General features: G+C 73.4%; 15 protein-coding genes and 3 tRNA genes. 12 read left to right on the forward strand and 6 right to left on the reverse strand.

Going from position 1 to position 17,989, the window contains the following annotated elements:
- The first annotated feature begins 36 nt into the window (after nucleotides 1-36).
- The 3 genes from ACZ5CZ_RS03270 to ACZ5CZ_RS03280 all read left to right on the forward strand — a co-directional run bounded on the left by ACZ5CZ_RS03270 (nucleotide 37) and on the right by ACZ5CZ_RS03280 (nucleotide 2,369).
- On the forward strand, nucleotides 37-1,215 hold the full coding sequence (locus ACZ5CZ_RS03270) for a glycerophosphodiester phosphodiesterase (RefSeq protein WP_468938724.1): 1,179 nt from the start codon (nucleotides 37-39) through the stop codon (nucleotides 1,213-1,215).
- A gap of 104 nt (nucleotides 1,216-1,319) precedes the next feature.
- Nucleotides 1,320-1,826 carry an RNA polymerase sigma factor gene (locus tag ACZ5CZ_RS03275; protein WP_385844444.1) on the forward strand — a complete coding sequence of 169 codons (507 nt, stop codon included), beginning with the start codon at nucleotides 1,320-1,322 and terminating at the stop codon, nucleotides 1,824-1,826.
- A 45-nt stretch (nucleotides 1,827-1,871) separates the two neighbouring features.
- Nucleotides 1,872-2,369 (forward strand): GNAT family N-acetyltransferase, encoded by a 498-nt coding sequence (locus tag ACZ5CZ_RS03280; RefSeq protein ID WP_385844580.1) that lies wholly within the window; start codon nucleotides 1,872-1,874, stop codon nucleotides 2,367-2,369.
- A gap of 28 nt (nucleotides 2,370-2,397) precedes the next feature.
- Here ACZ5CZ_RS03280 and ACZ5CZ_RS03285 read toward each other — a convergent pair whose 3' ends face one another.
- On the reverse strand, nucleotides 2,398-2,817 hold the full coding sequence (locus tag ACZ5CZ_RS03285) for a hypothetical protein (protein WP_385844443.1): 420 nt from the start codon (nucleotides 2,815-2,817) through the stop codon (nucleotides 2,398-2,400).
- A gap of 1 nt (nucleotide 2,818) precedes the next feature.
- Nucleotides 2,819-3,178 carry a hypothetical protein gene (locus ACZ5CZ_RS03290; RefSeq protein WP_385844441.1) on the reverse strand — a complete coding sequence of 120 codons (360 nt, stop codon included), beginning with the start codon at nucleotides 3,176-3,178 and terminating at the stop codon, nucleotides 2,819-2,821.
- Nucleotides 3,179-3,712: 534 nt separating this feature from the next.
- On the opposite strand from ACZ5CZ_RS03290, the gene ACZ5CZ_RS03295 reads away from it, so the two are divergent.
- The 8 genes from ACZ5CZ_RS03295 to ACZ5CZ_RS03330 all read left to right on the forward strand — a co-directional run bounded on the left by ACZ5CZ_RS03295 (nucleotide 3,713) and on the right by ACZ5CZ_RS03330 (nucleotide 15,197).
- Nucleotides 3,713-4,747, forward strand: coding sequence for a methionine ABC transporter ATP-binding protein (locus ACZ5CZ_RS03295; RefSeq protein WP_468938729.1), 1,035 nt, complete (start codon nucleotides 3,713-3,715; stop codon nucleotides 4,745-4,747).
- The gene (locus ACZ5CZ_RS03300; protein ID WP_385844438.1) at nucleotides 4,744-5,481 is read left to right on the forward strand and encodes a methionine ABC transporter permease; all 738 of its coding nucleotides are present in this window, start codon (nucleotides 4,744-4,746) and stop codon (nucleotides 5,479-5,481) included. The genes ACZ5CZ_RS03295 and ACZ5CZ_RS03300 overlap by 4 nt, the downstream gene beginning before the upstream one ends.
- A gap of 65 nt (nucleotides 5,482-5,546) precedes the next feature.
- A complete protein-coding gene (locus ACZ5CZ_RS03305; RefSeq protein ID WP_385844436.1) occupies nucleotides 5,547-6,377 on the forward strand; it encodes a MetQ/NlpA family ABC transporter substrate-binding protein in 831 nt (276 codons plus the stop codon).
- A gap of 180 nt (nucleotides 6,378-6,557) precedes the next feature.
- Nucleotides 6,558-7,196 (forward strand): GNAT family N-acetyltransferase, encoded by a 639-nt coding sequence (locus tag ACZ5CZ_RS03310; RefSeq protein WP_467543777.1) that lies wholly within the window; start codon nucleotides 6,558-6,560, stop codon nucleotides 7,194-7,196.
- Between the two features lie 76 nt (nucleotides 7,197-7,272).
- Nucleotides 7,273-8,484, forward strand: coding sequence for a precorrin-6y C5,15-methyltransferase (decarboxylating) subunit CbiE (cbiE, locus tag ACZ5CZ_RS03315; protein WP_385844434.1), 1,212 nt, complete (start codon nucleotides 7,273-7,275; stop codon nucleotides 8,482-8,484).
- 344 nt (nucleotides 8,485-8,828) lie between these two features.
- Nucleotides 8,829-12,920, forward strand: coding sequence for a nicotinate-nucleotide--dimethylbenzimidazole phosphoribosyltransferase (gene cobT, locus ACZ5CZ_RS03320; RefSeq protein ID WP_468938735.1), 4,092 nt, complete (start codon nucleotides 8,829-8,831; stop codon nucleotides 12,918-12,920).
- 152 nt (nucleotides 12,921-13,072) lie between these two features.
- Nucleotides 13,073-14,305, forward strand: coding sequence for a uroporphyrinogen-III C-methyltransferase (cobA, locus tag ACZ5CZ_RS03325; RefSeq protein WP_385844431.1), 1,233 nt, complete (start codon nucleotides 13,073-13,075; stop codon nucleotides 14,303-14,305).
- A gap of 73 nt (nucleotides 14,306-14,378) precedes the next feature.
- A complete protein-coding gene (locus ACZ5CZ_RS03330) occupies nucleotides 14,379-15,197 on the forward strand; it encodes a TrmH family RNA methyltransferase (RefSeq protein ID WP_385844429.1) in 819 nt (272 codons plus the stop codon).
- 111 nt (nucleotides 15,198-15,308) lie between these two features.
- Here the strand turns inward: ACZ5CZ_RS03330 and ACZ5CZ_RS03335 are convergent, their stop codons facing one another.
- A complete protein-coding gene (locus ACZ5CZ_RS03335; protein WP_468938740.1) occupies nucleotides 15,309-16,739 on the reverse strand; it encodes a serine/threonine-protein kinase in 1,431 nt (476 codons plus the stop codon).
- 603 nt (nucleotides 16,740-17,342) lie between these two features.
- Here ACZ5CZ_RS03335 and ACZ5CZ_RS03340 point away from each other — a divergent pair.
- Nucleotides 17,343-17,519 (forward strand): hypothetical protein, encoded by a 177-nt coding sequence (locus ACZ5CZ_RS03340; protein ID WP_023552040.1) that lies wholly within the window; start codon nucleotides 17,343-17,345, stop codon nucleotides 17,517-17,519.
- Between the two features lie 189 nt (nucleotides 17,520-17,708).
- On the opposite strand, the gene ACZ5CZ_RS03345 is transcribed toward ACZ5CZ_RS03340, so the two are convergent.
- From ACZ5CZ_RS03345 to ACZ5CZ_RS03355, 3 genes are all read right to left on the reverse strand, one after another.
- Nucleotides 17,709-17,780, reverse strand: a tRNA-Val gene (locus ACZ5CZ_RS03345).
- A gap of 29 nt (nucleotides 17,781-17,809) precedes the next feature.
- Nucleotides 17,810-17,881, reverse strand: a tRNA-Val gene (locus tag ACZ5CZ_RS03350).
- A 34-nt stretch (nucleotides 17,882-17,915) separates the two neighbouring features.
- Nucleotides 17,916-17,987 (reverse strand) — tRNA-Val (locus ACZ5CZ_RS03355).
- Between the last annotated feature and the right edge of the window lie 2 nt (nucleotides 17,988-17,989).

The following is a 17,989-nucleotide window of genomic DNA, read 5'->3' on the forward strand; positions in this document are numbered from 1 at the left end:
AGTGAAGAGCAGCGGAGCGGACGGCAGGAGGCGCTCATGGACGGCGACCGGGCGGACGAGCGGACACACGGGACGGGACGGCGGGCGCTGCTCGGCGCCGCGGTGCTGGGCGCGGGCGGAGCGGTCCTCGGACTGCCGGGCGCGGCCCAGGCGGCGGGGGCCCAGGCGGCAGGCCGCCGCACGGGCGGCGGGCTGAAGGGCCTGCCGGTGCCGACGATCATCGGCCACCGCGGAGCCAGCGGTTACCGGCCCGAGCACACCTTCGGCTCCTACAACCTGGCCCTGGACCTGGGCGCGGACGTCGTCGAGGCCGGTGACCTGGTGCCCACCAAGGACGGCCATCTGGTCTGCCGTCACGAACCGGAGATCGGCGGCACCACGGACGTCGCCGAGCACCCCGAGTTCGCCGGCCGCAAGACCACCAAGGTGATCGACGGCACCACGGTGACCGGCTGGTTCACCGAGGACTTCACGCTCGCGGAGCTGAAGACGCTGCGCGCCGTCGAGCGCATCCCCGCCAACCGGCCGCACAACACCCTCTACAACGGGCGCTGGGAGATCCCCACGTTCGAAGAGGTGCTGAAGTGGCAGGACGAGCAGACCCGCAGGCGCGGCAAGCAGGTCTGGATCTACCCCGAGACCAAGCACCCGACCTACTTCCGCAAACTGGGCCTCGGCCTGGAGGAGCGGGTGGCGAAGCTGCTGCGCCGATACGGCAAGGACGGCCGGAACGCGCCGGTCATCCTCCAGTCCTTCGAGCCCGGCAGCATCCAGAGGCTCAACCAGCTGGTCGACAACCCGCTCGTGGTGCTGCTGTCCTCCGCCGACAGCCGCCCCTACGACTTCGTCGAGGCGGGCGACCCGCGCACCGTCGCCGACCTGATCACCCCCAAGGGGCTGCGGGAGATCGCCGGTTACGCGCAGGGCATCGGCCCTACGCTGGACCTGGTCGTGCCCAAGAACGCGGACGGCACCCTGGGCGAGCCCACCACCCTGGTCTCCGACGCGCACAAGGTGGGCCTGGTGCTGCACCCCTGGACCCTGCGCAACGAGAACCCCTTCCTGCCGGCGGAGTACCGCAAGGGCAGCGCGGCCGACGGCTACGGCGACCCCTTCGGCGCCTTCCGGACGTACTTCGCGACCGGCATCGACGGCGTCTTCACCGACAACGCCGACACCGGCGTCCTGGCCCGCGCCGACTTCCTGGCGGGCTGAGCCCGCCCGGGCCCTTCGTCAACGGTTCGACCCGTCGCGCCTCGTTCGGAGTGACTCCGCGCCGCCCCGGAAACCCGTCCCCGGGGCGGCGCGTCGTTCCGCATATGACGCCCGACCTGGTAGCCACACTCCATCCCCTGCTCACCGCCGAGGCCTCGGCCGAGGCATATGCGGCCGGGAGCGAGCCGGGCGACCTGGAACAGGCGGTGTGGCTCCGGCTGCTGGAGCGGCTCCAGACGCACGGGCCACCGCTCGATCCGCAGGGCTGGCTGCGCAGGGCCGTCCGGGCCGAGGTGCGCCGCAGCCGCCGTACCGCCCGACTCGAACGGCCGTACGGCACCGAGCCGGCCGACGACGCGCTGCCCGGGCCCGAACAGGCCGTGCTCACGGCCGCCGGGCACCGGGCGCTGCGGGACACCGTGCGCCGGCTGCCCGGCCGCTGCCCCCGCCTCCTGGAGGCCCTGCTCTCCCCACGGGACCTGACATACCGGGAGATCGCACGGGAGTTGGGTATCTCACAGGGGAGTCTCGGTCCGGAACGCTCCAGATGTCTGGCATGTCTGCGCCGATTGCTCACACCGGAGGTTGCGGCCCGCGAACTGCGGGGATAGGAGTGGGGGACGACAGGTGATCAGGTGAGCGGGAGGCATGCGCACATGGGCATGAGCGTGACCATCTCGGAGGCGACCGAGCAGGACGCGGAGCAGATCTTCAAGCTCCAGTACCTGTGCTTCCAGGGCGAGGCGGCGCTGTACGGCAACTACCGCATCGACCCCCTCGTCCAAACCCTCGACTCGGTCCGCCAGGAGGTCGCCAGCGACTGCGTCTTCGTCGCCCGGCTCGGCGACGAGGTGGTCGGCTCGGTGCGCGGCAAGGTCAACGAGGACGGCACGGCCGCGATCGGCAGGCTCTGCGTCCACCCCCGCCTCCAGGGGCACGGCATCGGCGCCCGGCTGCTGCGCGCGGCCGAGGGCGCGCTGGCCCAGGAGCGCGGCGCCACCCGCTTCCGCCTCTTCACCGGCCACCGCAGCGAGGGCAACCTGCGCCTGTACCGCCGCGTCGGCTACGAGGCCGTCGGCCGCTCGAAGGGCACCGACGGGGTCGAGATGATCATCCTGGAGAAGCAGGCGGGAGCGTACGCGGCCACGGCGTGACGCCGGGCGGGGGCGCGGGGCGCGAGCCTCAGGCGCCCCGCTCCTTCCGCGCCCTGCGCAGCCAGTACATCGCGGACAGCGGCAGCAGCACCGGGATGAAGACGTATCCCATGCCGTAGTCGGACCAGACCGTCGCGTCCGGGAACGCCGACCGGTCGACCAGCGTCCACGTGCCCACGATCAGCACGCCCGCCAGCTCGACGGCACAGCACACCAGCGCCGCCCGCCGCGCCGTTTCCCCGCCCCGGACCAGCGTGTACGTGATGAACCCGTACACCACACCGGCCACCGCCGACAGCGAGTAGGCGAGCGGTGCCCGCTGGAAGTCCGTGCTGATCTGGTACGCCGAACGCGACACCGCGCCGACCACCATCACGCCGTAGAACCACACCAGCAGCATGCCCGGCCCGCTGATCAGCCGGGTCGGCTTCTCCTCCACCGCCGTCATCTCAGCCTCCCCAGATGTCGTAGAGCCGTACCTCGAGAACGGCCAGCACCACGCCGCCCGCCGCGACCGTCACCGAACCCCAGCGGGTGCGCTCGGCCAGTGACATGAAACCCGCCGCCGGAACGCACGCGAACGCGCCCAGCAGATACGCCACGAAGATCGTCGTGCCCTGCTCCGGCTTCTCGCCCCGCGCCAGCAGCACGATCCCGGCCACCAGCTGGATCAGGGCCAGCAGCGACACCACGGCCATGCCGATGAAGTGCCAGTCCTTGGTCGGCTGGTCGCGGTGGGCGGCCCAGCCGCACCAGGCGGCGAGCAGCAGCGCGGCGACCCCGGTCACCAGCGTCAGGACAGTGAGCATGCGGTGACCCTATTACGGCCGAAACGGACGCCCGCCGCCGACCCCGCCGTACGCGGCCGCCGTGGCGTTGGCCACAGCCCCTCGTGCGGAGGGGCGGGAGGCGATCCGGCGGTGGCGGAGCCGTGGGCTCTGTCCGCGCTGGTCACCAGAGGGGGAGCAGGGCTCGTGGGCCGCGGCCGACTTCTCGGCCTGCAGTGTCCGCCGCTGTCCACTATGCGGACAGTTCCGACCGGTCAGCAGTGTCCGTCTGGTTTACTGATCGCATGACCACGACGAGCTGCCGCACCCTTGCGACCGAGGCGACCACGACGCCCGGTGCTCGTTGTATGTGTCGCGTGATGCGCCGAATGTGCGCCTTCTAGAGGGCCCCCGCATCACCTGAGCCTCGCGCCCCGAAGCGAGAGCCGCGGCAACTCCGTGCGCCACGAGCCGTACCGGACGCACATCTTCCGCTGTGCCGCCTCCATGCCAGAACCGCATGCATCCGTGCCCGGGCACACCCACGCCCGCGCACTCGACAGTGACGGAAATCCAGTGATCACCACATCGGGCCTGACCAAGGTCTACCGCTCCCGCGGCCGCGAGGTCACCGCCCTCGACGGCGTCGATCTCCACGTCCGCGAAGGCGAGGTCTACGGCGTCATCGGCCAGTCCGGCGCCGGCAAGTCCTCCCTCATCCGCTGCGTCAACCTGCTGGAGCGCCCCACCTCCGGCACCGTGACCGTCGACGGGCAGGACCTCACCGCCCTCGCCGGACGCGGCCCGCGCGCGGGCCGGGAACTGCGCCGGGCGCGCAACCGGATCGGCATGGTCTTCCAGCACTTCAACCTGCTGTCCTCGCGGACCGTGCAGGACAACGTCGAACTGCCGCTGGAGATCCTCGGCGCGTCCGGCAAGGAGCGCTCCCGCAAGGCGCTGGAACTGCTCGACCTGGTCGGTCTCGCCGACAAGGCGCGGGCCTACCCGGCCCAGCTCTCCGGCGGCCAGAAGCAGCGCGTCGGCATCGCCCGCGCCCTCGCCGGCGACCCCAAGGTGCTCCTCTCCGACGAGGCCACCAGCGCCCTCGACCCGGACACCACCCGCTCCATCCTCCAGCTGCTGCGCGACCTGAACCAACAGCTGGGCCTCACCGTCCTGCTCATCACCCACGAGATGGACGTGGTGAAGTCGGTCTGCGACTCCGCCGCCCTGATGGAGCGGGGCCGGATCGTGGAGTCCGGCACCGTCAGCGAGCTGCTGGCCACCCCCGGCTCCGAGCTGGCCGCCGCCCTGTTCCCGGTGAGCGGCGAGCGGACCGGCGCCGACCGGACCGTCCTCGACGTGACCTTCCACGGCGAGGCCGCCACCCAGCCGGTCATCTCCCAGCTCTCGCGCACCTACAACATCGACATCTCGATCCTCGGCGCCGCCATCGACACCGTCGGCGGCCTCCAGATCGGCCGGATGCGCCTCGAACTCCCCGGCCGCTACGAGGAGAACGTGGTGCCCATCGGCTTCCTGCGCGAGCAGGGACTCCAGATCGACGTGGTGGGCCAGGAGGCCGTACTGGTGAAGGAAGGTGCCAAGTGACCTGGTCCGAGATGCAGCCGCTGCTCTCCGAGGCGTGTTCCGAGACGTTCCAGATGGTGCTCTGGTCCACGCTGATCGCCGTCGCCGCCGGGCTCCCGCTCGGCCTCCTCCTCGTCCTCACCGACCGCGGCGGCCTGCTCCAGAACATCGTCGCCAACAAGGTGATCGGCCAGATCGTGAACGTCGGCCGGTCCATGCCCTTCATCATCCTGATGGTCGCGCTGATGACCTTCACCCGCTGGGTCACCGGGACCACCATCGGCACGACCGCCGCGATCGTGCCGCTCGCCATCGGCGGCATCCCGTTCTTCGCCCGCCTGGTCGAGACGGCCGTCCGCGAAGTGGACCACGGGCTGGTCGAGGCCGTGCAGTCCATGGGCGGCAACACCTGGACGATCGTCCGCAAGGTGCTCGTCCCCGAGGCGCTGCCCTCGCTGATCGCCTCCACCACCACCACGGTCATCGCCCTCATCGGCTACTCCGCCATGGCCGGCACGGTCGGCGGCGGCGGCCTCGGCGACCTCGCCGTCCGCTACGGCTACCAGCGCTTCGAGACCCAGCTGATGTGGATCACCGTCGCGATCCTCGCCGTCGTCATCTCCCTCATCCAGTTCGCCGGCGACCTCGCCGCCCGCTCGCTGCACAGCCGCGGCGGCCGCTCCGGCCCGGCACCCCGGCTCCGCCTGCTCAAGGCCAAGGAGCCGGCGGCGGCCGACGTCGACAAGGCCGCCTGAGCCCCCCAGGACTCCCCGTTCACCCGTACACGGGGTCGCACCACCCTTAAGGAAAGGCACTTTTCGTGCGTAACACCGCCAAGCTCACCACCGCCGTCCTCGCCGCCGGAGCCCTCACCTTCGGGCTGACCGCCTGCGGCTCCGGCAAGGACTCCGCCTCCACGGACTACAGCGGCCCGCTGGTCGTCGCCGCCAGCCCGACCCCGCACGCCGAGATCCTGGACTTCGTCAAGAAGAACCTGGCGAAGAAGGCCGGCCTCGACCTCGAGGTCAAGGAGTTCACCGACTACATCACGCCGAACACGGCGACCGAGGACGGCTCGGTGGACGCCAACTACTTCCAGAACCAGCCGTACCTGGACGACTTCAACAGCAAGCGCGGCACCCACATCGTGCCCGTCGTCACGGTGCACCTGGAGCCGCTCGGCCTGTACTCCCACAAGGTCAAGAAGGCCGACGCCCTCAAGAGCGGTGCGACCATCGCCGTCCCCAACGACGCCGTCAACGAGGCCCGCGCGCTGAAGCTGCTCGCGGACAACGGGCTCATCACCCTCAAGGCCGGCGCCGGCAACGAGGCGACCCCGCAGGACATCACCAAGAACCCCAAGAACCTCAAGTTCAAGGAGGTCGAGGCGGCCCAGACCCCGCGCTCCCTGGACGACGTGGACGCCGCGGTCGTCAACGGCAACTACGCCATCTCCGCCGGTCTGAAGCCCGCGAAGGACGCGATCGTCCTGGAGTCCGCGAAGAACAACCCGTACGGCAACTTCCTCGCCGTGAAGAAGGGCAACGAGAAGGACCCGCGGGTCAAGAAGCTCGCCAAGCTCCTCACCTCGCCCGAGGTCAAGAAGTTCATCGAGGACAAGTACCAGGGTTCGGTCATCCCGTCCTTCTGACCGTCCTCCCGGCCGTCCCTCCCGGGTTCGGCTCGCACACCCGCGGGGTCCGCTCCTTCACAGGGAGTGGACCCCGTTGTGCGGTTCAGTGGTTTCATGCTGCATGCTGGGCAGTTCAGCGGGCCCGTCTCGGTCCTGACGGTGCCTCAAGGTTTTTCAGCGAAGGTTACGGAGCGGCGCATGACGAGCACCTTCCCCAACATCTCCATCAGCACGGAGCGGTTGGTGCTGCGGCCCCTCGACGAGGACGACGTGCCCGCCCTGACCGAGATGATGAACGACGAGCAGGTCGGCGCCTGGACCGGCGTACCCCAGCCCTACACCGAGGACCGGGCCCGCCACTGGATCACCCGGGACGCCCCCGCCGAACGCCTCGCGGGCCGCGGCCTCGACCTCGCCGTCGCCGAGTTCCTCACCCAGCGCCTGGTCGGCGTCGTCCGGCTCGCCCGGACCAACTGGCACGTGCGCTCCACCGAGATGTCGTACGTCATCGCCCCCTGGGCCCGCGGCGAGGGGTACGCCTCCGAGGCCGCGCTCGCCACCGCCCACTGGCTCTTCGGCGACCAGCGCTTCGAGCGCATCGAGCTGCGCACCGCGGCCGACAACACCGCCTCCCAGCAGGTCGCGCAGAAGATCGGCTGCATCAGCGAGGGCGTCCTGCGCAACGCCTGCATAGTCCACGTCCGCGCGGAGGACGGCACCTGGACCGAGGCCCGCTCCGACTACATCGTCTGGAGCCTGCTCCCGGAGGACCTGGAGGGCGCCGACGGGCAGCTCGCCGACACCGGCGGCTTCGCCTCCTACTCCGACTGGAACTGAGCCCCTGCACCGCCCCGGGGTACGCTCAGGGAGCCCGCACCCCTGACGACCTGCGAAGACCTGGAGAGAAACGACGATGGCCGACCGGGTCACGGTGATCGGCTGGGACGGCTCGCCGCTGACCGCCGCGGCACGCTCCGCCCTCGGCGCCGCCACGCTCGTGGCAGGCGCGGCCCACCACCTGGCACTGCCCGAGATCCCGCCCGCCGCCGAGCGCATCCGCCTGGGCAGCCTCACGCTCGCCGCCCGCCGCATCGCCGGCCACCGCGGCACCGCCGTGGTCCTCGCCGACGGCGACCCCGGCTTCTTCGGCGTGGTACGGACCCTGCGCGCCCCCGAGTACGGCCTGGAGGTCGAGGTCGTCCCCGCCGTCTCCGCGGTGGCCGCCGCCTTCGCCCGCGCCGGCATGCCCTGGGACGACGCCCAGGTCGTCGTCGCCCACCCGCGCACCCTGCGCCGGGCCGTGAACGTCTGCCGCGCCCACACCAAGGTCGCCGTCCTCACCGCACCGGGCGCCGGCCCGGCCGAACTCGGCCTGCTGCTGGAGGGCGTGCACCGCACCTTCGTCATCTGCGAGGAACTGGGCACCGAACGCGAGCAGGTGACCGTCGTCACCTCCGAGCGGGCCGCCGACCACAGCTGGCGCGACCCCAACGTCGTCATCGTCATCGGCGGCCCGGCCGGCGCCGCCGACAGCGGCGGCTGGATCGCCGGCCGCGACCCCGGCGCCGGCCCGCGCGGCTGGGTCCAGCCCGACGAGGTGTACGGCCCCGATCCGGGCGAAGGCGAGACCGGACTGCTGCGCGCCGCCCAACTCGCCCGCCTCGGGCCCCGGGTCGGCGACCTCGTCTGGGACATCGGCTGCGGCAGCGGCGCGTTCGCCACCGAGGCCGCGCGCGCCGGAGCCGCCGTCATCGCCGTCGACGGCGACCCGCGCGCCTGCGCCCGCACCGACAGCGCCGCACGCCGCTTCGGCGTCCAGCTCCAGGTGGTGCACGGCAGCGCCCCGCAGGTCCTGGAGAACCTGCCGGAACCGGACGTCGTACGGGTCGGCGGCGGGGGAGCGGCCGTCGTCTCCGCGGTCGCCGACCGGCGCCCGCAGCGCATCGTCACCCACGCGGCCACCCGCGACGCGGCCGAACTCGTCGGCCGCGACCTGACCGAGCACGGCTACCGCGTCGAGTGCGCCCTGCTCCAGTCCGTCGAACTGGACACCCGGGCCTGGACGGAGACCGAGCGGAACGTTGCGTTCCTGCTCAGCGGGGTTCTGCCGGATCGCGCCCCGTGATCCTGTTGTCGTACCGCGCGGGGTAGGCTGGCCGATCGTTGTACCGCACCGGCGGCCCGGAACTTCGTTCGCCAATGTCCGGAACGCACGCCCGTCTTGGGGTGGGTGTGGTACGGCAGAACCCGAGGACGCGCAACGTGGCGCAGTCCACAGCGGGCTGTCGCGGATCATGCTGTCGCGACGGCGGAACGGCCGGGACAATGCCACTGAATGGCTTTGTCGCCTTTTCCGGCGGCTCGTTCGTGCCGCTGGGCACGGACGCTCGTTCTTCACTGCGGGGCGGTCGGTGCGCCGTCCCGGGTGAGCTGGTCGTAGAAGCACTAACCGATGGGCGAGGGGTACGCATGACGGACACCGGCCAGGTCCCGGGCGAGGGGCAGCCGGAGAGCGCAGGCATGGTGGAGCAGCCGGGCGTCCCCGCGCACGGTGCGTACACCTACCTCTCCGAGGCACCCGCCGAGGACGAGGAGCTGCTGCTGCCGGGTGCCCAGGGCGCGTGGGGCAACGAAGTGCCGCCACCGGCCCCGGAACCGGTGCTGGAGGCCCTGCACGAGCCCGGCCCGCACGAGACGGCCGGCCGCGACAGCGGCTCGGTGGACCTCAGCGGTGTCCGGCTGCCGAACCCCAACTCGGGCCCCGCGTCCGTGCCGCCGTCGCCCATCCTCTCGGCGCCGCACGACGCGACGGCCGCCGCGCAGCCGCCGCGCCGCCCGCTGCACCTCGGGCCGCCGATCCCCGACGCCTCCGCCAGCCCGGTCCGCTCCCTCGCCGACCGCGGCCCCGCCGGCGCGCCGGTACGGCAGCCCGGCCCGGCCGGCCCCGAGTACCTCGACGTACAGCCGCAGTCGCTGCACGACATGGCCCCGCAGAGCGCCGCCCCCTGGGGCGCGCCCCCGGCCGCCCCCGCACCGGCGGGCGAGCAGCCGCACGCCACCCCGGCGCAGGCCGATGCGCAGGCGCCGGTCGCCCCGGTGCAGGCCGATGTGCAGACCGATGTGCAGGCACAGCCCGACGTGGTGGCGCAGACCGAAGCGCAGCCGCAGGTCGCCGCGGTGGCCCAGGCCGATGCCCAGGCACCGGCTGCCGAAACGGTTGACCCCGCCGCCGTTCCCGCGCCGGAGGCCGCCGCGGATCCGTCCGGTGCCGCCCAGGCCGCCGTCGCCCGCCTCGCGACCCAGGCGGTCGCCCAGCAGCCGGCCCCCGCCCAGCCGGAGTACGGCCACGACGGCGTGCAGCCGGTGCCCGGCCAGGACGCGGAGTACGCCGTACCGGCCGGCCAGGGCCCGGAGGACATGCAGCAGCCCGGCGCGGAAACCGGCCTGCCGGCCGAGGGCGCCCCGGCGATGGCGGGCGGCCCGGACGCCGCGCCGCCCGCCGACGCGTCCGGCCAGGAGACCGCGGTTCCCCAGGAGCAGCAGGCGGCTCCGGTGCAGGATGCGGCGCCCGTGGACGCTGGAGCCGTGCAGGAGGCCGTGGCCGAGGCGGCCGTGGTCCCGGAGACCGTGGCGCAGGAGGCCGTGGTCGCCGACGCGCCGGGCGAGGTGACGCCCGGCCCGGTGGCCGAGGAGGCACCGGCCACGGACGGCGCCGAGGTGCCCGCGCCCGCCCAGCCGGCCGCTGACGCGCAGCTCGCCGACCCCGCGCAGGCACCGGTGCCCGCAGCGGAACCCGTGGCCGCCGAGCCGGTGCCCGGAACGGCGGACGCGGTTGCCGCCGAGGCCGTCGAGGTTGCCACCGAGACCGTCGCCGTTCCCGCCGAGGCCGCTGTGGTTCCCCCGGAGGGCGTCGCGGTCGAGGCCGCCCCCGCGCAGGACGCGCCTGCCCAGGACGCCCCCGCTCAGCTTGTACCGGAAGCGGCCGTGGAACAGCAGACGGCTGCCGAGCCGGCGGTGACCGCCCCGGAGCCGGTCGCGGTGGCCGCTCCCGTCGACGTACCGGTGCAGGTCGCGCCGGAGGCCGGTGCCGAGCAGCCCGTCGCCTCCGAGGACGTGCCGCAGCCCGACCCCGCGGCGGTCCCGGTCCAGCCGCAGGACGCCCCCGCCGTCGAGGCGGAGCCGGTCGCCGTCGCCGTACCGGACGCTCCCGCCGCCGCCCCCGCCCCGGAGGCCGAACTCGCTCCGGAGGCCGAGGTCCTCATGGTCGCGCCCGCGGTGAACGCCGTACCGGAGCAGCCCGCCGCCGATGGCACCGCCGCGGCGGAACCGCACCAGCCGCAGGGCCCCCAGCTGGCCGCCCCCGTCGCCCCGCAGCCCGAGCCGGCGGCCGTGGCCGCCGAGCCCCTCCCCGCGAGCGCACCCGTGGCCGCGCCGGACGGTTTGGCGCCCCCCGCGCAGCCGGAGGCGCTGCCCGTGGAGCCCGCGGCCGAGCAGCCCGCTCCGGCCGCCGCGGGGGCACCGCTGCCCGCCGCGGAGCCGCAGCCGGAGCAGCCGCTCGCCCAGTCCGCGCCCGTGGACGCTCAGCCGGCGGACCCGCAGCCGGTCCCCGCCCAGCCGCAGCCCGGCACAGAGCCCACGCCGGACGCGCAGGAGCAGGCGGGGCAGCCGGAGCCGGTGGCCACCGTCCCCGCGCCGCGCGAGGCCGAGCCGGACGCGCCGGCCGCCGAGCAGGCCCCCGTCGTCGTACAGCAGGCGGAGGACCTCCAGACCCGGGCCGCCGAGCAGGAAGAGGGCCCGGCCGACGCGGCGGAGGCACAGCACTCCACCGGTCCGGCCGCGCCGCCCTACGACGACGCCGAGCGCGCGGCCGTCCTGAAGGTCATGCGCGAGCGCCGCGACATCCGCAACGGCTTCCGCAACGACCCGATCCCGCACGAGGTGCTGCTGCGCGTCCTGGAGGCCGCCCACACGGCACCCTCCGTGGGCCACTCGCAGCCCTGGGACTTCGTCGTCATCCGCTCCGCCGACACCCGGCGCACGATGCACGAACTGGCGATGCGGCAGCGGGAGGCGTACGCCAAGTCGCTGCCCAAGGGCCGGGCCAAGCAGTTCAAGGAACTGAAGATCGAGGCCATCCTCGACACCCCGGTCAACATCGTCGTCACCGCCGACCCCACCCGCGGCGGCCGGCACACCCTCGGCCGGTACACCCAGCCGCAGATGGCGCCGTACTCCGCCGCTCTCGCCGTCGAGAACCTCTGGCTCGCGGCCCGCGCCGAAGGCCTCGGCGTCGGCTGGGTCAGCTTCTTCGACGAGCGGGAGATGGTCCGCGCGCTCGGCCTGCCCGAGCACCTGGAGGTCATCGCCTACCTGTGTGTCGGGTACGTCGACGAGTTCCCGGACGAGCCCGAGCTGATGCAGGCCGGCTGGTCCAAGCGACGCCCCCTGTCCTGGGTGGTGCACGAGGAGACGTACGGCCGCCGCGCCCTGCCCGGAGAGGAACCCCACGACCTGCTTGCCGAGACCGTCGCACAGATCCGCCCGCTCGACGCCAAGGCGCTCGGCGAGGCGTGGGAGCGCCAGAAGCGCATGACCAAGCCGGCCGGCGCGCTGGGCATGCTGGAGATCATCTCCGCCCAGCTGTCCGGGCTGTCCCGGCAGTGCCCGCCGCCGATCCCGGAGCCCGCCGCCGTCGCGATCTTCGCCGGTGACCACGGCGTGCACGCCCAGGGCGTCACCCCCTGGCCGCAGGAGGTCACCGCCCAGATGGTGGCCAACTTCCTGGGCGGGGGAGCGGTCTGCAACGCCTTCGCCAACCAGGTCGGCGCCGAGGTGTGCGTCGTGGACGTCGGCGTCGCCGCCGACCTGCCCGCCACCCCCGGCCTGCTGCCCCGCAAGATCCGCGGGGGCACGTCCGACATGACCACCGGCCCCGCCATGACCCGCGAGGAGGCCAAGGCGGCCATCGAGGTGGGCATCGAGACCGCCCGCGACCTGGTGGCGGCCGGCAACAGGGCGCTGCTCACCGGTGAGATGGGCATCGCCAACACCACGGCGTCCGCCGCGCTCATCTCCGTCTTCACCGGCGCCGACCCGGCCGAGGTGACCGGCCGCGGCACCGGCATCAACGACGAGACGCTGGCCCGCAAGACCGAGGTCGTGCGGCGCGCCCTGGACCTGCACAAGCCGGACCCGGCCGACCCCATCGGGGTACTCGCGGCCCTCGGCGGCTTCGAGCACGCGGCCATGGTCGGCCTGCTCCTCGGCGGCGCCTCGCTGCGTACGCCGGTGATCCTGGACGGCGTCAGCGCGGGCGCGGCCGCTCTGGTGGCCCGCGCGATCGCCCCCGAGGTCCTCGCGGCCTGCATCGCCGGTCACCGCAGCGCCGAGCCCGGCCATGTGGCCGCCCTCAACAAGCTCGGCCTGCGCCCCCTGGTCGACCTCGACCTCCGCCTCGGCGAGGGCACGGGCGCGCTGCTGGCCCTGCCCCTGGTGCAGAGCGCGGCCCGGGCGATGCACGAGGTGGCGACGTTCGACTCGGCCGGAGTCACCGAGAAGTAGAGGCCACGGGGTCACAACAGGGGTGGTCCGGCGTTCCAGCAGCCGGACCACCCCGTGCCCGCACCCCCGTCCACAGCTAAAATCCGCACGTCAGGGCCGCTCCGACGCCGCAGCGCGCCCACCGCACCGCCCTGCACGAGGAGCCGCCCCTCATGGCCGAACACCCCGCCTACCCCGTAGGCCTCCGCCTCGCCGGCCGCCGCGTGGTCGTCCTCGGCGCCGGCACGGTGGCCCAGCGCCGTCTCCCGGCACTCATCGCGGCCGGCGCGGACATCCTCGTCGTGTCCCCCGAGGCGACCCCCTCCGTCGAGGCCATGGCGGAAGCGGGTGAGATCACCTGGGCCCGGCGGCCGTACCAGGACGGCGATCTCGCCGAGGCCTGGTACGCCCTCATCGCCACCAGCGACCCCGGGACCAACGCAGCCGCCTCCGCCGAGGCGGAGCGGCACCGCGTCTGGTGCGTGCGCTCGGACGACGCCGACCAGGCCACCGCCTGGACCCCGGCGACCGGCCACAGCGAGGGCGTCACCGTCGCGGTGCTCACCACGGACGCGCGCGGCCGCGACCCCCGCCACACCGCCGCCATCCGGGACGCGGTCGTCGAGGGCCTGCGCGACGGCACCCTGGTGGCCCCCCACCACCGCACCCGCACCCCGGGCGTCGCCCTGGTCGGCGGCGGCCCCGGCGACCCCGACCTGATCACGGTCCGCGGCCGGCGGCTGCTCGCCGAGGCGGACGTCGTCATCGCCGACCGGCTCGGCCCGCGCGACCTGCTCGCCGAACTCCCGCCGCACGTCGAGGTCATCGACGCGGCGAAGATCCCGTACGGCCGTTTCATGGCCCAGGAGGCCATCAACAACGCGCTGATCGAGCACGCCAAGCAGGGCAAGTCGGTGGTACGGCTCAAGGGCGGCGACCCCTATGTCTTCGGCCGGGGCATGGAGGAGGTCCAGGCGCTCGCCGAGGCCGGCATCCCGTGCACGGTCGTCCCGGGCATCTCCAGCTCGATCTCGGTGCCGGGCGCGGCCGGCATCCCGGTCACGCACCGGGGCGTCGCCCATGAGTTCACCGTGGTCAGCGGCCATGTCGCCCCGGACGACGAGCGCTCGCTGGTGGACTGGCCCGCGCTGGCCAAGCTCACCGGCACGCTGGTGGTCCTCATGGGCGTCGACAAGATCGGCAAGATCGCCGAGACGCTCGTCGCGCACGGCAGGTCGCCCGAGACCCCGGTCGCGCTGGTCCAGGAGGGTACGACGGCCGCGCAGCGCCGTGTCGACGCCACCCTCGCCACGGTCGCCGAGACCGTCCGGACCGAGGACGTGAAGCCGCCGGCGGTGATCGTCATCGGCGCGGTCGTCCAGGTCGGTCCGGAACCGACCGCTTGATCATGTGTAACCCGGGGTAACACACCTCTACCCAGCCGTTGGCACCACACCCAGGACAAGGCAGTATCACCCCGTGGCCGATCTCATCACCGTCGAGGACCCCGACGACCCGCGCCTGCGTGACTACACGGGCCTGACCGACGTCGAGCTGCGCCGCAAGCGCGAGCCGGCCGAAGGCCTGTTCATCGCGGAGGGCGAGAAGGTCATCCGCAGGGCCAAGGAAGCCGGCTACGAGATGCGCTCCATGCTGCTCTCGGCCAAGTGGGTCGACGTCATGCGCGACGTCATCGACGAACTCCCGGCCCCCGTCTACGCGGTGAGCCCCGAGCTGGCCGAGCAGGTCACCGGCTACCACGTGCACCGCGGCGCCCTCGCCTCCATGCAGCGCAAGCCGCTGCCGACGGCGGCGGAGCTGCTGCGCACGGCCCGCCGGGTGGTGATCATGGAGTCGGTCAACGACCACACCAACATCGGCGCGATCTTCCGCTCGGCCGCCGCCCTCGGCATGGACGCGGTGCTGCTCTCCCCCGACTGCGCCGACCCGCTGTACCGCCGGAGCGTCAAGGTCTCCATGGGCGCGGTGTTCTCGGTGCCGTACGCCCGGCTGGAGACGTGGCCCAAGGGGCTGGAGCAGGTCCGCGAGGCCGGCTTCACCCTCCTCGCGCTCACCCCGGACGACAAGGCCCGCAGCCTGGACGAAGCGGCCCCGCACCGGATGGACCGGGTGGCCCTGATGCTCGGCGCCGAAGGGGACGGGCTGTCCACCCAGGCGCTGGTCGCGGCCGACGAGTGGGTGCGTATCCCGATGTCCCACGGCGTCGACTCGCTCAACGTGGGCGCGGCGGCAGCGGTGGCCTTCTACGCGGTCGCCACCGGCCGCCCGGAGTCCTGACCCACCCTCTCGGGCGGTAGGTGCCGGGACCGGGGCTCGGCTGTGAGAAAAGAGTCCGGCCCCTCGTCCGGCCCCTCGTCCGGCCCCTCGTCCGGCCCCTCGTCCGGATCCTCAGCCGAGGCGGGCGGGGGCCGGTGCCTTCGGCTGGGCGGAGGCGGCGCGGCTCGTCCCGGGCGTCGGCGGAGCCTCCTCGCCCAGCGCTCCGTCCTCCCTCGCCGTGCGGACCGGCTGCGCATGCCGCTGCGGACGGCCGTCGTCGCCGCCCAGCCCCCGCGCCGGGCCCTCGCAGCCCTGCGCCAGCGCGATGCCGAGCGCCACGAGCAGCGTCACCACCACGAACACGAACAGCCGCTGCCGCAGCAGCCGCGGATTGGCCGGCCGCAGCCGCGTACCCGTCGTACGCTGCGCCGGCCGCCCGGAGCCGCTGCGCGGAGCCGGCCGGGCACCGCCGGCCGAGCTCCGGTCGCCGCCGCGCGGCACCGGGGTCGGCCGCGCCGCGCCCGGCCGGCCGCCGGTACCCGCGCCCCGCGGGCCGCTGCCGCCCCGTGACGGCACGGCCCCCCGGGACGGGGCACCACCCCGCGGCAACGGCGTGCCGGGGGAGGTCCGCCGCTGGCTGCGCTGCTGCTCGGGATAGGTGTCCACGAGCCGCCCGGTGGGCCGGTCCGCCTCCGCGGCGCGCGGCGCGGGCGGCCGTACGTCGCCGCCCAGGTCCTGTGCCTCCCGGGCGGCGATCTCCTTGAGCCGCAGCGACAGTTGCAGGGTGCTGGGCCGGTCCTCGGGGTCCTTGGCCAGACAGGCCCGGATCAGCGGGGCGAGCGCGTCCGGTACGCCGTACAGCTGGGGCTCCTCGTGCACCACCCGGTACAGCATCACCTCGGAACTGCCGTGCCCGAAGGGGGAGTCGCCGGTCGAGGCGTACGCCAGGGTCGCGCCCAGCGAGAAGACGTCCGTCGCCGGGGTGACCATCGCGCCGCGCACCTGTTCGGGGGCGAGGAAGCCGGGGGAGCCGACCGCGGTGCCGACGTGCGTGAGGGTGGAGGCACCGGTGGCCCAGGCGATGCCGAAGTCGATGATCCGCGGTCCCTTGGGGGACAGCAGGATGTTGGAGGGCTTCAGGTCCCGGTGCACGACACCGGCCTCGTGCACGGCGACCAGCCCCTCGGAGAGGGCCGCGCCGACGGCCGCGGTCTCGGCCGCGCCGAGTGGGCCCTCGTCGGCGACCTTGTCATGCAGCGAGGGGCCGGGCACGTACTGGGTCGCGAACCACGGCCGCTCGGCCTCCAGGTCCGCCGCGACCAGCCGGGCCGTGCAGCCGCCCCGGATCCGCCGGGCCGCCGAGACCTCCCGGGCGAACCGCGACCGGAACTCCTGGTCCTCCGCGAGATCGGGCCGGATCACCTTCAGTGCGACCCGCTGCCCCTTCTTGTCGGAGCCGAGGTAGACCACGCCCATACCGCCCGCGCCGAGCCGTCGGTGAAGCCTGAACGAGCCGACGACGCGCGGGTCCTCGCGCCTCAGGCGCATCATCGCCATGTTCATCCCCGCTGCCCGGTCCCTGTGACGTGGCACAGCTTACGTTTCCCACGCCGCCTGCGCGCAGAGGCCGCGCCCTCCGGCCCGTACGGATTGTGTGTGCCGCCCGGACGAGGTGAAACGCGGTCAGGAAGCCACCCGCAGCGGCACCTTTGGGCCGCGAGCAGCCCCAACCATGCGGCAGGGCAGGGTGGTTGGGCTCGTCACCGGCTCACCCCGACCGGACGCCGCCCGCGTCGGACGCCCGCCCGGGACGGCCCGCGGGCCCGCCCGCGCGTCGCTTGCGATGCGGCGTACGGCGCACCCCGCACCCCCGCTTGGAGTGATCGAAGTCACTCCCTCCGGCCCCGGGGACGCTTCGGAAATGGCCGGACACGGCGGGCACCCCCTCCGGGATGACCCCGATGTGCGCGCCCGCGTCTCCACCCAGGGGAGTACGTCGCAGGTCATGGCTCATCCTCCGGGAGGCCCGCCAATCGGTACGAGGGCATGACGCCCGCCGCCCGCTCCGCGCCTAGATTTGAGGTCAAGCGGCGGGTGCAGCACTCGTCCCCCGAGGTCAGGCGCCCGCCGCTGTTGACAACAACCGAGACGGTCGGGAGAGGGACCATGGCCCACACGGCACCGCGACGTACCACGTTCGCCCCGCGCCGGACGGGCCGCCGCCACCCCCTGGTGGCGACGCTCATGGCCCTTCCCCTGGCGGCCCTGCTCCTGCTGGTCTTCGACGGCTGGGAGACGGTGGCCACACAGGCGTCGTCCGTGGGTGCGATGCTGGGGCGCTGAGCGGCGACCCCAGGCCCGGAAGAGCGGTCCGGGCGGGGACATCCATCCATGAAACCCCGTGGGGACGGGGGTGCGACGGACGGCACGAATGCCGGCGCAGCTGGGGAGCTGCGCCGGCATTACCCCTTTGCGCGGGCCCACGCGCAACGACAGAGCCCCCGGTCCGAAGACCGGGGGCTCTGTGCCGTGTGGACGATACTGGGATTGAACCAGTGACCTCTTCCGTGTCAGGGAAGCGCTCTCCCGCTGAGCTAATCGTCCGGGATTGGTGACCAAAGGGTCACGGAGCGTGCGCGATACTGGGATTGAACCAGTGACCTCTTCCGTGTCAGGGAAGCGCTCTCCCGCTGAGCTAATCGCGCGAGGGATCCAAGGATCCACGATCCGAAGATCGAGTGGACGATACTGGGATTGAACCAGTGACCTCTTCCGTGTCAGGGAAGCGCTCTCCCGCTGAGCTAATCGTCCTC

This window comes from Streptomyces sp. NPDC031418 (assembly GCF_055581605.1).

Coding starts and splice junctions, on each gene's coding strand:
- ACZ5CZ_RS03270 (WP_468938724.1), top strand. CDS start 37: ATGGACGGCGACCGGGCGGACGAGCGGACACACGGGACGGGACGGCGG.
- ACZ5CZ_RS03275 (WP_385844444.1), top strand. CDS start 1,320: ATGACGCCCGACCTGGTAGCCACACTCCATCCCCTGCTCACCGCCGAG.
- ACZ5CZ_RS03280 (WP_385844580.1), top strand. CDS start 1,872: ATGGGCATGAGCGTGACCATCTCGGAGGCGACCGAGCAGGACGCGGAG.
- ACZ5CZ_RS03285 (WP_385844443.1), bottom strand. CDS start 2,817: ATGACGGCGGTGGAGGAGAAGCCGACCCGGCTGATCAGCGGGCCGGGC.
- ACZ5CZ_RS03290 (WP_385844441.1), bottom strand. CDS start 3,178: ATGCTCACTGTCCTGACGCTGGTGACCGGGGTCGCCGCGCTGCTGCTC.
- ACZ5CZ_RS03310 (WP_467543777.1), top strand. CDS start 6,558: ATGACGAGCACCTTCCCCAACATCTCCATCAGCACGGAGCGGTTGGTG.
- cbiE (WP_385844434.1), top strand. CDS start 7,273: ATGGCCGACCGGGTCACGGTGATCGGCTGGGACGGCTCGCCGCTGACC.
- cobT (WP_468938735.1), top strand. CDS start 8,829: ATGACGGACACCGGCCAGGTCCCGGGCGAGGGGCAGCCGGAGAGCGCA.
- cobA (WP_385844431.1), top strand. CDS start 13,073: ATGGCCGAACACCCCGCCTACCCCGTAGGCCTCCGCCTCGCCGGCCGC.
- ACZ5CZ_RS03335 (WP_468938740.1), bottom strand. CDS start 16,739: ATGAACATGGCGATGATGCGCCTGAGGCGCGAGGACCCGCGCGTCGTC.
- ACZ5CZ_RS03340 (WP_023552040.1), top strand. CDS start 17,343: ATGGCCCACACGGCACCGCGACGTACCACGTTCGCCCCGCGCCGGACG.